Source organism: Aeromonas simiae, from assembly GCF_000820125.1.
Lineage (GTDB): Bacteria > Pseudomonadota > Gammaproteobacteria > Enterobacterales > Aeromonadaceae > Aeromonas > Aeromonas simiae.
The window spans coordinates 16,189-30,241 of record NZ_CDBY01000077.1 but is presented as its reverse complement, the minus strand read 5'-3'; the positions used below and the strand labels follow the sequence as shown (position 1 = coordinate 30,241).

Genomic DNA, 14,053 nt, shown 5'->3' with positions numbered 1-14,053 from the left:
TGTTTTGCCATTCGCCCATAAAAAAACCGGCGCACAAGGCGCCGGTCTTCATCACAACTCTCTGATTCAGGCAAACAAGGCATGAGCCGCCAAGAACAGCCCAGCAGAAAGAGCCATGGTCAGCGGTAACGTCAGGATCCACGCCATCAGGATGGTCTTGATGGTCTGGGTCTGTAGCCCGGAACGATTCGCAACCATGGTCCCCGCCACCGCAGACGAGAGCACGTGGGTGGTGGATACCGGCATCCCGGTGACACTGGCGACACCGATGGCGCTGGCTGCGGTGATTTGAGCCGCAATCCCCTGGCTATAGGTCATCCCCTTGGAGCCGATCTTCTCACCGACCGTATGCACGATACGACGCCAACCCACCATGGTACCGCAACCCAGCGCCAGAGCGATGGAGACGATGACCCAGGTCGGAGCGTATTCGGCCGTGGCGATGAGATCCTTACGCCAGATGGCGAGATCGCTCAGCTCCTTGGCCGGCAGCGGCAGCTTGGAGACCTTCTTGGCGGTATCGTCGATGCACAGCAACAGGCGACGCACCTCACGGCGATCTTCCAGACTCATGTCAGCATAGGTACGCGCCTTGCCAAGACGGTTGTCCAGTGTCGCAATGTTCGGCAACGCATCCCCGGCAGTGCAGTGCTCCATCAGCTCGGGACTGGATTTCCCCTCCTTGCTGAAGTCGACCACTTGCTTTACCTGCTCCTGGTTGCGCCAGTACAGCTCGGCAATCCGGTTGGCGGCGTCCTGGGTACGATCCAGATGGTAGGCACTGCTGCTCATGTTCAGCGCAAAATGGGCCGGCGCCATGCAGATCAGCACCAACATCAGCAGACCAATCCCCTTCTGACCATCGTTGGAGCCATGCACGAAGCTCACCCCCATGGCCGAAGCAACCAGGGTCAGGCGGGCCCAAAACGGCGGGTGCTTCTTGCCATCGACCTTGAGACGCTCTTCCGGGGTCTTGTGGATCTTGTGACCGGTCCAGATCTTCTTCATCACAAACAGCAAGATGGCAGCGAGAATGAACCCCACTGTCGGCGACACAATCAGTGACAACATGATGTCGATCGCCTTGCTGATGTTAATCCCTTCATTCAGCGGCTTATGTACCAGCCAGGCATAGGCACCACCCACCCCCAGGATCGAACCGATCAGGGTGTGAGAGCTGGAGGCCGGAATGCCGAGATACCAGGTGCCCAGGTTCCAGGCAATGGCAGAGAAAAGGAGGGAGAAGATCATGACCAGCCCCTGACGCGAGTCCATGCCGAGCAGCAGGTCGATGGGGAGCAGATGAACGATGGCGTAAGCCACACCAAGACCGCCAAACATCACTCCAAAGAAGTTGAAGATGCCGGAGGAGACGACGGCAATGTGTGCCGGCATCGCTTTGGTGTAGATCACGGTGGCGACCGCATTGGCTGTATCGTGGAAGCCATTGATGAATTCATAGGCCAACACGAAGACAACGGACAATACCAGCCCAAGGGCCAGCCACAGGTTCATCCCTTCAAAGATTGCAAACATTATGAATGTACACCTCGTTTAGGAAGTGCGCGGATTATGCCAGATGACAGGATCATGAACAGGGCCAAGATCAATTTTTTTATGACAAAAAAAAGTGGCAAACGCGACAGCGCCTGCCACTTGGGGTCAGGGGTGATTAATTATTTAGCCACAACCAGACTCAGTCTTGGCTGATCCGGCTGGCCACCGCACCCTGTTGGCTCTTGTACTTGGCATTTTCCCGCTTGTTATAGGGGCGCGCCGCCTCACCGGAGAGCACTTCAAAGTTCAGCGCACCGATCTTCATCTTGGGACGCAGTGCCAGCGGCAGCTTACCGCCGTTGTAGAACTCCAGCACAATCCGCCCGGACCAACCCGGATCGATACGATGGGCCGTCACGTGGACCATCAGGCCAAGGCGGGCCAGAGAAGAGCGCCCATCGAGCCAGCCGACCAGATTGGCTGGCAGGGTGACCGACTCATAGGTCACCGCCAGTGCCAGCTCACCGGGGTGCAGGAAGAAAGCATCGCCATCGGCGATGTGGATCTCCTCGCTCATCACCCGATCGATGGCATCGGCCATCTCGCTGCTAGAGCCGCCCAGATCGATATAGGGCGCCGTATGGTCACGGAACACCCGGAAGGCATTGCCCAGCAACACGTCAACACTGACGCCACTAATGCGCTCACTGCCGGGGCGCGGCTCAATTACGATTTTTCCTTCATCCAGATAGCGTTCGATGTCGGTATCACACAGGCGCATATCGTCTCCATTAGCTTGAAAAAAAGCCGGGCGACCCCGGCTCATCCCTATTCCGTCACCCGATCAACATGTGGCGAATACGCGCCTTGAGCATGTCGATGGCGATGCGATTCTTGCCGCCGCGCGGCACAATGACGTCGGCATACTGCTTGGACGGGTCGATAAACTGCAAGAACATGGGGCGCACCGTCTTCTGGTACTGCTGCAATACCGACTCCATGGTGCGGCCGCGCTCTTGTACATCGCGCACCAGACGGCGGATGAGGCAGATATCGAGTGGCGTGTCCATGAAGATGGAGGCATCCATCAGCTCGCGCAGACGCGGATCGGTGAGCAGCAAAATCCCCTCGAGGATGATGACGCGACGCGGGGCAAAGAGCACGGTTTCACTCTTGCGGGTATGTTCCGTGTAGGAGTACTGGGGAATATTGACCCCTTCGCCCCTGGCCAGACACTGCAGATGCTCCACCAGCAGGCTGTGATCCATCGCATTGGGATGGTCATAGTTGGTCTTGACCCGCTCTTCCATGGTCAGGTGGGACTGATCCTTGTAGTAACAGTCTTCGGAGATCACCCCGATCTCGCCAGCCCCCAGCTCAGCCACCAGCTCTTCATAGATGGTCTGGGCAATGAGGCTCTTACCGGATGCAGAAGCCCCGGCGATCCCGATGATCACACACGAATGTTGAGTATCAGACATGACAAATACCTAAAAGAAGAGCGCCGATGAGCAGTGTAAACCGATCCATTATATGGAAAAGGGTGGGCCATGCCCACCCTCAACGCCCTTCTGGTGCGACGTTCGCGTACTATTCGTCCAGCTGGCGGGTAAAGAGCGGCGTGGCCACCGGCTTGCCACTGAAATAGAGGGCCGCCGCCACGTTGCGGGCCAGTTTGCGATAACTCTCGGAGAGCTGGTGATCCGGCGAGCGAAAGACGATCGGGCAGCCATCGTCCATGTGCTGGCGAATATCGATGTGCAGCGGCAGCTGACCGAGCAGGCTGATGCCATACTGCTCGGCCATCTTCTGGCCACCACCGGTGCCAAACAACGGCTCGTGATGGCCGCAGGCGCTGCAAATGTGGTAGCTCATGTTCTCCACCACGCCAAGCACCGGCACCCCCACCTTGTTAAACATGGCCACCCCTTTGCGGGCATCGGCCAGCGCCACGTCCTGGGGCGTGGTGACGATGAGCGCCCCCGAGGTGGGCACCTGCTGGGCCATGGTGAGCTGGATATCGCCGGTGCCGGGCGGCATGTCGACCACCAGATAGTCCACCTCGCCCCAGCGGGTCTCATGCAGGATCTGCGACAGCGCCTTGCTCGCCATGGGGCCGCGCCAGATGGTGGCATCCTGCTCGTCGACCAGATAACCGATGCTGTTGCAGCCGATGCCGCAAGCCATCACCGGCTCCATCAACTTGCCGTCGTAACTGACCGGGCGCTGCGACTGGGTTCCCGTCATGATGGGCACGGAGGGGCCATAGATGTCAGCATCGAGCAGTGCAACCCGAGCCCCTTCGCTCTTGAGCGCCAGCGCCAGGTTCACCGCCGTGGTGGATTTGCCTACCCCGCCCTTGCCTGACGCGACCACCAGAATGTTGCGCACCCCTTGCACCGCCGGCAGGTTACCGGCACGCGGCATGGCCGCCACGTCACAGGCGATCTGCCACTCGATGTGCTGTACCCCTTCGAGTTGACGCAGGCGTGGCTCGCACTCTTCTTTCATCGACTCGAGCCAGCCGGTGCCGGCAAACGGCAGACTGAGGCTGATGGTGAGCTGCCCTTGCTCAAGCGAGAGCCCGCTAATAAGGTGCGCCGCCATCAGGTCTGCGCCCCACGATTTCGGTTTAAATTCGGCCAATATCCGCTTTACTGCATCCATCACTCTTTGTTCCCCACTTTTTGGTGGTTGTGTCTGATAAATATGCTCACGAGCATAGTAATGAAGACGTTCCCCGGCCCGGTCAAGTGGCGATGCTAGGCAGATCCGGCCGATTTCGGGTAACATGTCCGGCACTCTAACACTCAAATCAGCATATCAAGAACGCATTATGGCAACTGATCCCCGTAAAATTCTGGTAACCTGCGCCCTCCCCTATGCCAACGGCTCCATCCACCTCGGCCACATGCTCGAGCACATCCAGGCCGATATCTGGGTTCGTTATCAGCGAATGCGTGGCCATCAGGTGCACTTCATCTGCGCCGACGATGCCCACGGCACACCGATCATGCTCAAGGCCCAGCAGATGGGAATCGCCCCCGAAGAGATGATTGCCCGGGTCTCCGAGGAGCATCAGGCCGATTTCGGTGGCTTTCATATCAGCTTCGACAACTACCACTCGACCCACAGCGACGAGAACCGCGCCTTGGCCGAGCTCATCTATACCCGCCTGCAAGAGAGCGGCAAGATAAAGAGCCGTACCATCTCCCAGCTGTTCGATCCGGAAAAGGCCATGTTCCTGCCGGATCGCTTCGTCAAGGGCACCTGCCCCAAGTGCAAGTCTCCGGATCAGTACGGCGACAACTGTGACGCGTGCGGCGCCACCTACAGCCCGACCGAACTCATCGACCCCAAATCCGCCGTCTCCGGCGCGACCCCGGTGATGAAGGACTCCGAGCACTTCTTTTTCGACCTGCCCCAGTTCGAAACCTGGCTGGCCGGCTGGGTACGCGGCTCCGGTGCCATCCAAGAAGAGATGGCCAACAAGATGCAGGAGTGGTTCGAAAGCGGCCTGCAGCAATGGGACATCACCCGCGATGCCCCCTACTTCGGCTTCGAAATTCCCGGCGCGCCGGGCAAGTACTTCTACGTCTGGCTCGATGCCCCCATCGGCTACATGGCCTCGTTCAAGAACCTGTGCAACAAGCGTGGCGACATCGACTTTGACAGCTACTGGAAAGCCGACTCCGACGCCGAGCTCTATCACTTCATCGGCAAGGACATCGCCTACTTCCACTGCCTGTTCTGGCCGGCCATGCTCGAAGGGGCGGGTTTTCGCAAGCCGACCAAGGTCAACGTGCACGGTTATGTGACGGTCAATGGCGCCAAGATGTCCAAATCCAAGGGCACCTTCATCAAGGCGTCCACTTACCTCAACCACCTGGATCCTGAGTGCCTGCGTTACTACTACGCCGCCAAGCTCAACAGCCGTATCGACGATCTCGATCTCAACCTCGATGATTTCGTGCAGCGGGTAAACGCCGACGTGGTCAACAAGCTGGTTAACCTGGCTTCTCGCAACGCCGGCTTTATTGCCAAGCGTTTTGACGGCCAGCTGGCAGCCAGCTGCGCCGAGCCCGAACTCTACGCCGAGTTTGCCAATGCCCGCACCGCCATCAGCGAGGCCTACGAGAGCCGCGAGTTCAGCCGTGCCATCCGCGAGATCATGGCGCTGGCCGACAAGGCCAACCGCTATGTCGACGACAAGGCGCCCTGGGTGATTGCCAAGCAGGAAGGAGCTGACGCCCAGCTGCAAGCGGTCTGCTCGGTCGGTATCAACCTGTTCCGGGTGCTGATGGCCTACCTCAAGCCCGTCATGCCTGAGCTGGCCGCGCGCGCCGAGGCCTTCCTCGGTGAGACCCTGACCTGGGATGGCATCGCAGCGCCACTGGTCAGTCACACCGTCGCCCCGTTCAAGGCGCTCTTCTCCCGCATCGAGCCGACCAAGATTGAGGCCATGATCGAGGCCTCCAAAGAGGATCTGGCCAAGGAGCAGGCACCGAAGGTGACCGGCCCGCTGGCGGACGACCCCATCAGCGAGACCATCAGCTATGACGACTTTGCCAAGATTGACCTGCGCGTGGCGCTGATCAAAAAAGCCGAAGCCGTACCGGAAGCCGACAAGTTGCTGAAGTTGCAGCTCGACATCGGCGGTGAGACCCGTCAGGTATTTGCCGGCATCAAGTCCGCCTACAACCCCGAAGATCTGGAAGGCAAGTTGACCGTGATGGTGGCCAACCTGGCTCCGCGCAAAATGCGCTTTGGCATGTCTGAAGGGATGGTGCTGGCTGCCGGCCCCGGCGGCAAGGATCTCTGGATCCTCGAGCCCCAGGAAGGGGCGCAGCCCGGCATGCGGGTCAAGTAACTCGTATCGCGGATAGCGCTAGCAAAAAGGGGCCTTTTGGCCCCTTCTTTTTTTTCTCTTCTTTTTTCTTGTGATAACGCCTGGTTACCCCGCTGCCGCGCCGCTTCGCTTCGCAGCAGCTTGAGCGCCAACTCGCGCAAGGCCGGCAACCATGATGCCAGTTCGCGGCAGCGTATCTTCATCTGTCGCTCGAGTGTCTGCTGCCTCGCCGCCCGCTCTTCATCCTTTAACGCCTCCTCGGGCAGGCGCTTGAGCCATTGGCGGCGATCCTGCAACTGGCCCAACCGCTCCTGCCACTCACTCAGCCCCGCCAGCCAGGAGGGGGAAGCCTGTCCGCCCTGTACCAGCAGCTCGCAGCCATAGCGCGCCTCCTTGACCATCAGGCGCAAGCGATGCCAATGGCGCGGTGTCCAGCGCCCCTCAATATCGATATGCTCGAGCAACCCCTGCCCCAGATACATGGCGTAGATCTCCCCCACTCTGGGCTGACATCCCCACTCCTCGCAGCGCTGGCACCAGTCACGCAGATCGGCAAAAAGATCCGGCAGCCCCAGCTTGCGCGAGGCAACCTGCACCTCGCCGCCAAATCGCAAGGCATGCACCTGGGCATCGCGCAGGGCCGAGAGGCGATTGATGGCCCGCGCCAGGCGCCGCTCCAGCTTTGGCTTGTAGATAAGCGGGCGCCACAGGGCGAGCAAGGATTGCAACCGGCGGGCGGCGATGCGATAGCCGTGCACCGCCGTCTCGCTCGCCTCCTGCGTCAGGGTGGCATGGGCCGCCAGGAAGCCGCTGATCACTTTCCGCTCTCGCTCCATGATCATGCCATCAGTTGGTGTGAAAACCCGGAGGTGGCAAGGCGTCGCATTCGGTGACCTCGATGTGGCTCACCTGCGCGGTACGTGGGCCACGCTCGAGCCAGCTCAGCATGCTCTGCACCTGTTCACGCTGGCCGGCAATCCACACCTCAACCGAGCCGTCCGCCAGGTTGTAGGCATGACCGCGCAGCTTGCGACGCAAGGCCTGCTCGCGGGTGAAGTAACGAAACCCCACCCCCTGCACCACCCCGTATACCCGCACGATAAACGATTGCTCTCCCATTTCGTCACCCTTCTCATTAAGATTGCCCCGCGGAGGGCGATAATGCTGTACCGCTGTCAATGGATTGCCAACTAGGACCCGTCCCTATTATGAAAGAAGTCAAGTTCAGATGGATTGACCGTTATCTCATTCGCCTCACCATCCGTGAGAAATTCATGATCACCTTCTGGTTTCCCCTGCTGGTGATCGCTCTTCTGACCATACTGCTGCTGCGAGCGAACCACCAGCAAGAGATGGCGCTGCGTAGCCAATCCCTTCAGCTTCAGGTTGAAAACGTTGCCACCCTGCTGGCCCAGCAACCTAGCTTGCGTCTGCCGGCCGGCTTCACCCTGCAACAGGGCGCCACAGCCGGCTTTGAGGAGCGCAGCGGCACCCTGAGCTATGCAGCCCCCGCCGCCGAGGCCAGCATGGTGGTCGGCACGCTCGACACCTCGGCCTACTCCATGTGGCAGGAGCAGGGCTCACTGCTGACCCTCATCGTCATCTTAAGTGGCGCCATGGCCCTCATCACCCACTATCTGATGACCTTTGTCTCGGGAGCCCTCTACTCCACCAACCGGGCATTGCAAACCGTGGCTGACGGGGATCTCACCTTCCGCCTCAACTTCCTGCCGGTGCGCGACGAATTCTCGGTGCTGGCCGCCAGTATCGATCGCTTCACCACGCGCCAGCACAAGATTGTGCAGTTGGTCGAGGCCTCAGCCGAGGCACTCGACATGGCCGCCGATGAGTTCCGTGACCACTCGGCCGGTGGGCAGCAGCTGGCCCTCTCCCAGCGCCACCACATGGATTCGCTGGCCGCCGCCATGGAGCAGATGTCGGCGGCCATCCGCGAGGTCGCCCGCAATGCCGATGAGACGCTCAATCAGACCCGCGAGTCGAGCGATGATGCCGCCCGCAGTGCCGAACGCGTCGGCCAGACCATTGCCGCCATCCGGGCGCTGGCCGATGAGATAGGCAACGCCTCCCAAGCGGTGGATAAACTCACCCACAATACCTCGCGCATCAGCGAGGTGATCGGCGTCATCAATGCCATCTCCCAGCAAACCAACCTGTTGGCGCTCAACGCCGCCATCGAGGCGGCCCGCGCCGGCGAGCAGGGGCGCGGTTTTGCCGTCGTTGCCGATGAGGTGCGCACCCTGGCCGGACGCACCCAGCAGGCGACGGTGGAGATCCAGCAGATGATCGAAGCGTTGCAGCAGGGCACCACCATCCTCAACGATCTGATGGAGAAGACGGTGGTACGCGCCGCCGACAGCCGGGCGCTCATCAGCCAGGTCGGAGACGATATCGAGCGGATCAGCCGTCACAGCGCCAATGTCTGCGACATGAGCGCCCAGATAGCCACCGCCTCGGAGCAGCAGAGTGCCGTCGCGGCCGATATTGCCCACCACCTCGAGTTGGTGCGCGGTGAAGCAGGCGCAGTGGAGGAGTCCGCCAGCGCCTCGGTCGCCGGCACCCAGGGGATCAAAGCCACCGCCAACGAGCTTGGACAGGCATTACAAGGTCTTCGCATCTAAGCCGGTTTGTCTTTTGCCAAGGGGCCACCTAAAATGTGGCCCCTTTTCTTTTGACCATCTGGCAACACCCATGAGCGCTTCCATCTATCTCGTCAAAGGCCGCGAAAAATCCCTGCTGCGCCGCCACCCCTGGATCTTCTCCAAGGGGATTGAGCGGGTACAGGGCAACCCCATCGATGGCGACACCGTCGAGATCTTCACCCATGATGGCAAATGGCTCGCCCGTGGCGCCTGGTCCGGCCGCTCCCAGATCCGTGCCCGGGTCTGGACCTTCGACCAGAGCGAGCAGGTCGATCTCGACTTCTTTATCCGCCGTCTGCGCTATGCGCAGGAGTCCCGCGATGGACTCATCCAGCGTCAAGGCCTCACCGGCTATCGCCTGTGCGCCGCCGAGTCCGACGGCCTGCCGGGTCTGACCATCGACCGTTACGCCGATTTTCTGGTGTGCCAAATCCTCTCCGCCGGCGCCGAGTTCCAGCGCGACCTCATTACCCAGGCCCTGCGCACCCTCTACCCCGAGTGCAGCATCTATGAGCGCTCCGACGTGGCGGTGCGTAAAAAAGAGGGACTGAAGGAGCGCACCGGCGTCATCTATGGCGAGACCCCGAACGAGCCGGTAGTGATCGAGGAGAACGGTGGCGTCAAGATCCTGGTGGACATTCGTAACGGCCACAAGGCCGGTTTCTATCTGGATCAGCGCGACAACCGCCAGGCGGCGGCCAAGTACACCGAAGGCAAACGGGTGCTCAACTGCTTCTGCTACACCGGCGGTTTTGGCGTCTACGCCCTCAAGGGCGGCGCCAAGGAGGTGGTCAACGTCGATCTCTCCCAGAACGCGCTGGATATCGCCCGCCAGAACGCCGAGCTCAACGGTCTGGACACCAGCAACACCCAGTTCGTCCGTCACGACGTCTTCAAGCTGCTGCGCGAATACCGGGAGAAGGGGGAAAAGTTCGACGTCATCGTGCTCGATCCGCCCAAGTTTGCCGAGAGCAAGGCCCAACTGCTGGGCGCCTGCCGCGGCTACAAGGACATCAACATGCTGGCGTTCCAGCTGCTGGCGCCGGGTGGCGTGCTGCTCACCTACTCCTGCTCCGGTCTGATGGAACAGAGCCTGTTCCAAAAGATTGTGGCCGATGCCGCGCTCGATGCCGGCCGCGATGCCCAGATCCTGGAGCTCTTGTCCCAGGCCTCCGATCACCCCATCGGAACCGCCTATCCGGAGGGCTTCTACCTCAAGGGACTGGTGGTACGCGCCCGCTAGTCTAGCCTCGTCAGTTCCACCCAAGAAACCAGAACGATGAAACACCACTCCATCTGGAAGCTACCGCAGGGCCGCCAACTGGCCCTGCTGCTACTGCCGTTGTTGGCCGCCCTGCTGCCCGTGCTGCTTGAGACCTATTATCGGGCCTATCTGCACCTTGGCACTCAGTTCAGTAAGGGTGAGGCGTGGCTTATCTACGCCCTCTTCTACTTCGCCGCCCTGCGGGTGCGCAGCGTTTGGTTCAGCACCCTGATGTCGGTGCTGTTTTTTTCCTTTCTCTTTTTCCAGTTGGCCCATCTCGGGCTCTACCACTCCTGGCTCTCCTCGGCCGAGATCCTGCTCTTTTTCGAAGAGTACTCGGAGGTGTACCGCACCGGCGTCACCCTCTTGCCGAGCCTGCTGTTACCCCTGCTGATCACCCTGCTCTGCCTGCTGCCTTCGCTGTTGCTGCGCCGCATAACGCAACCCAAGAGTGACAGTCGCCTGCTGATCGCCCTCTTCTCCCTGCTCTTGATCGCCCCGGTGGCGCAAGCGGCCCTGGCCCGAGGCAAGGATGAACAGGCCCCCCACCAACGTTATTCGGCGATCCGCTCCGGCATCGAAACCACCTCGGTCTTTCTGGGCAAGACGGCGCCACAACAACTGAAGGGCCAAAGTGGCGTAGAAAAATATGAGCATGAGGCTCCGGCCGTGCTGCACGACGCCGGCAGCCGGGTGATCGTCCTGCTGATGGGCGAGAGCCAGAACGTCGACAACATGTCGGTGTTTGGCTATGGGCTCGACACCACCCCCTGGCTGCGGGAACACGCCAAGGAGGGGGTATTGCTGAGCGCCTACGCCGGCGGGGTCTACACCAATGTCTCGCTGCCGACCTTCTTCAATATGATCCCCCAACCCGACGGCACCGCCCAGATCTACAGCTGGCGCACCAACTTGTTCCGGCTGGCCAAGGCGCAGGGTTACCACACCGTGTTCTACACGGCGCAGGCCAAATCGGAGATGTCACTGCTAAGCATGCTGGGGCAGCAATATATCGATGACATCCGCGATCCGACCCACTATGGTCACGCCTATCACGAGAACGCCTATGACGACGAGTTGCTGCCCCTGCTGCGCCAGCTCGATCTCAGCCAGGGAAAACACTTTATCGTGCTGCACCAGCGCGGCTCTCATCCCCCTTATGCCGAGCGCAGCCGGCCGGATGAAAAGCGCTTCGGGCAGGCCTCGCTGGAGGCGGAGTACAACAACTCGGTGGCCCGCACCGATGCCCTGCTGGGCCAGGTTCTCGACCATCTGGGCAAGCAGCGTGACTGGACGTTTGTCTTCACCTCCGATCATGGCCAATACGTGAAAAACGGGGCCATGGGGCACGGGCTGCTCAACATGGCCTCCCACTACATGGTGCCCGCCTACATTCACTCTGTGGTCCCAGGCGTCATGCCTGCCGTGCGCGAGACCTTCCAAGGCTGCGATACCCTCTTCCACGTGCAGCTCTCCGAGCTGCTGGCGAGGCAAATGGGTTATGCCGTTCCCGATTCGACTTGTACCCAGGGTTATGTCAACGGCGCGCGCCTCAATGGCTCGGCCGGGTATAAAAAGATATCATTGCACTCTGTAATGAATAACCTGCCGCTCCCCATGAGCAAAAGGAACTAACATGTCTTCTGTTCGTCTGACTCAGTACAGCCACGGCGCCGGCTGTGGCTGCAAGATCTCCCCCAAGGTGCTCGACACCATTCTCAAGAGCAACATCCCCGGCTTTAACGATCCGACCCTCATCGTCGGCAACAACAGCAAGGATGACGCCGCCGTCGTCGATATCGGCCACGGCCAGGGCATTGTTTCCACTACCGATTTCTTCATGCCCATCGTTGACGATCCCTTTACCTTCGGCCGGATCGCCGCCACCAATGCCATCAGCGATATCTACGCCATGGGCGGTAAGCCCATCGTGGCCATCGCCATCCTCGGCTGGCCCATCAACCTGCTGGCCCCTGAAATCGCCCAGCAGGTGGTCGACGGCGGCCGCCAGGCCTGCCATGACGCAGGGATCTCCCTGGCCGGCGGCCACAGCATCGATGCTCCCGAGCCCATCTTTGGCTTGGCCGTGACCGGTATCGTGCCGCTCGATAGACTCAAGCAGAACGACACCGCTCGCCCCGGCGATACCCTCTATCTCACCAAGCCGCTTGGCATCGGCATCCTCACCACGGCCCAGAAAAAGGGCAAGCTCAAGGCCGAGCACGAGACCCTGGCCCCCGAGGCCATGTGCACCCTCAATACGCTGGGCGAGCGGTTCGCCACGCTCACCGGCGTGCATGCCATGACCGACGTCACCGGCTTCGGGCTGGCCGGTCATCTGCTCGAGATGTGCGAAGGCTCCAACCTCACCGCCGAACTCGACTTCAATGCCCTGCCACTGTTGCCTGAAGTCGACCACTACTTGGATGAAGGCTGCGTGCCGGGTGGCACGCTACGTAATCACGACTCCTACGGCCACAAGCTGCCGACCTTGGATGAGCGCACCCGCAACATTTTGTGCGATCCGCAGACCAGCGGCGGCTTGCTGGTGGCGGTCGGTCGGGAGAGCGAAGCCGATCTGCTTGATATCGCCGCCGAATCCGGCTTGCAACTGGCGCCGGTTGGCCGTCTCAAGGAGCGACAGAGCCAGTTGGTCGAGGTCATCCGTGGATAATCAGGAATTTGTCAGCGATATCGCCGCCCTGTTTCTGGGCGATGTCCCGCTTATCGATCTGCGCGCCCCGGTCGAGTTCGCCGAAGGGGCCTTCCCCTTGGCCATCAGCCTGCCGCTGATGAGTGACGACGAGCGGGCCCAGGTCGGCACCTGCTACAAGGAGCAGGGGCAGGAGGCGGCGATCCGGCTGGGGCACTCGCTGGTTTGCGGCGAGGTGAAGGCCGCACGCATGGCGGCCTGGCAGGCTCAGATCGAGGCCCATCCCGAGAGCGTGCTCTACTGCTTTCGCGGTGGATTACGCTCCCAGACCGTTCAGCAATGGTTGCGCGAGGCCGGCCTGAACCGGCCGCGGGTGGCCGGTGGTTACAAGGCGCTGCGCCAGTTTCTCATCCAGACCCAAGAGCAAAGCGCCCGCGAAGATGGTTGGACCGTGCTGACCGGCATGACCGGCTCTGGTAAGACCCATTTGCTGCATAAGGTCGACAAGGCGATCGATCTGGAGGGGCATGCCCATCACCGCGGCTCGTCATTTGGCCGCCTGCCCGAAGGGCAACCCAGTACGATCAACTTCGAGAACGGTCTGGCTATCGAGATCTTGAAGCGCCGTGCCGCCGGCCAGCACCACTTCGTGGTGGAGGACGAAAGCCACCTCATCGGCCGCTGCGCCCTGCCCCTGCCGCTCTTCGATCGCATGTGCGAGGCCCCCGTCGTGGTGCTTGAAGTCGAGCAGGCGGAGCGGGCCCGGCAGATCCGTGACGACTATGTCATCGATCTGGCGGCCCGTTACCGCGCCTTTTATGGGGATGAACTAGGGTGGCAGCACTTCGCCACCGCCCTGCTCGAAAGCCTGGAGCGCCTCAAGCGCCGCCTCGGCGATCTCGGCTGGCGCGAGCTCGACCGCCTGATGCGTCAGGCACTCGATGAACAGGCGCGGGGGAGCGATTGCGAAAGTCATCTGGCCTGGATCACCGCCATGCTCGATCGCTACTACGACCCCATGTATCGCTACCAACTCGAGCGTAAGCAGGATCGCATCGTGTTTCGCGGTGATCGCCGAGCCTGCCTCGACTATCTCAACCAGCTGCCCGCCGTCGCGGCCAGCTGACAGG

At 60.9% G+C, this 14,053-nt stretch carries 11 protein-coding genes and 1 pseudogene; 6 read left to right on the top strand and 6 right to left on the bottom strand.

What is annotated here, in order from left to right:
* Window positions 1-66: 66 nt before the first annotated feature.
* The 4 genes from BN1134_RS15890 to apbC form a co-directional block, all read right to left on the bottom strand.
* The gene (locus tag BN1134_RS15890; protein WP_042048411.1) at window positions 67-1,536 is read right to left on the bottom strand and encodes an inorganic phosphate transporter; all 1,470 of its coding nucleotides are present in this window, start codon (window positions 1,534-1,536) and stop codon (window positions 67-69) included.
* A gap of 160 nt (window positions 1,537-1,696) precedes the next feature.
* Window positions 1,697-2,278 (bottom strand): dCTP deaminase, encoded by a 582-nt coding sequence (dcd, locus tag BN1134_RS15885; RefSeq protein WP_042048410.1) that lies wholly within the window; start codon window positions 2,276-2,278, stop codon window positions 1,697-1,699.
* A 55-nt stretch (window positions 2,279-2,333) separates the two neighbouring features.
* A complete protein-coding gene (gene udk / locus BN1134_RS15880; RefSeq protein ID WP_042048409.1) occupies window positions 2,334-2,978 on the bottom strand; it encodes a uridine kinase in 645 nt (214 codons plus the stop codon).
* A gap of 109 nt (window positions 2,979-3,087) precedes the next feature.
* The gene (gene apbC, locus BN1134_RS15875) at window positions 3,088-4,164 is read right to left on the bottom strand and encodes an iron-sulfur cluster carrier protein ApbC (RefSeq protein ID WP_042048408.1); all 1,077 of its coding nucleotides are present in this window, start codon (window positions 4,162-4,164) and stop codon (window positions 3,088-3,090) included.
* A 169-nt stretch (window positions 4,165-4,333) separates the two neighbouring features.
* Here apbC and metG point away from each other — a divergent pair, with 169 nt between their 5' ends.
* On the top strand, window positions 4,334-6,367 hold the full coding sequence (gene metG / locus BN1134_RS15870) for a methionine--tRNA ligase (protein ID WP_042048406.1): 2,034 nt from the start codon (window positions 4,334-4,336) through the stop codon (window positions 6,365-6,367).
* Window positions 6,368-6,669: 302 nt separating this feature from the next.
* Here metG and BN1134_RS20235 read toward each other — a convergent pair.
* Window positions 6,670-7,182: pseudogene (locus BN1134_RS20235) on the bottom strand (CHAD domain-containing protein); the annotation flags it as partial.
* A gap of 10 nt (window positions 7,183-7,192) precedes the next feature.
* Window positions 7,193-7,465, bottom strand: a complete 273-nt coding sequence (locus BN1134_RS15865; RefSeq protein ID WP_042048404.1) for an acylphosphatase — start codon at window positions 7,463-7,465, stop codon at window positions 7,193-7,195.
* A gap of 89 nt (window positions 7,466-7,554) precedes the next feature.
* Between BN1134_RS15865 and BN1134_RS15860 the strand changes: the two genes are divergently transcribed.
* From BN1134_RS15860 to mnmH, 5 genes are all read left to right on the top strand, one after another.
* Entirely contained in the window at window positions 7,555-8,985 is a 1,431-nt protein-coding gene (locus tag BN1134_RS15860) for a methyl-accepting chemotaxis protein (protein WP_042048403.1), read from the top strand.
* A gap of 70 nt (window positions 8,986-9,055) precedes the next feature.
* Window positions 9,056-10,249 (top strand): class I SAM-dependent methyltransferase, encoded by a 1,194-nt coding sequence (locus BN1134_RS15855; protein WP_042048401.1) that lies wholly within the window; start codon window positions 9,056-9,058, stop codon window positions 10,247-10,249.
* Between the two features lie 36 nt (window positions 10,250-10,285).
* Window positions 10,286-11,905, top strand: coding sequence for a phosphoethanolamine transferase (locus BN1134_RS15850; protein WP_042048400.1), 1,620 nt, complete (start codon window positions 10,286-10,288; stop codon window positions 11,903-11,905).
* 1 nt (window position 11,906) lies between these two features.
* A complete protein-coding gene (selD, locus tag BN1134_RS15845) occupies window positions 11,907-12,944 on the top strand; it encodes a selenide, water dikinase SelD (RefSeq protein WP_042048398.1) in 1,038 nt (345 codons plus the stop codon).
* Window positions 12,937-14,049 carry a tRNA 2-selenouridine(34) synthase MnmH gene (gene mnmH / locus BN1134_RS15840; protein ID WP_042048395.1) on the top strand — a complete coding sequence of 371 codons (1,113 nt, stop codon included), beginning with the start codon at window positions 12,937-12,939 and terminating at the stop codon, window positions 14,047-14,049. The genes selD and mnmH overlap by 8 nt, the downstream gene beginning before the upstream one ends.
* Window positions 14,050-14,053: the final 4 nt, after the last annotated feature.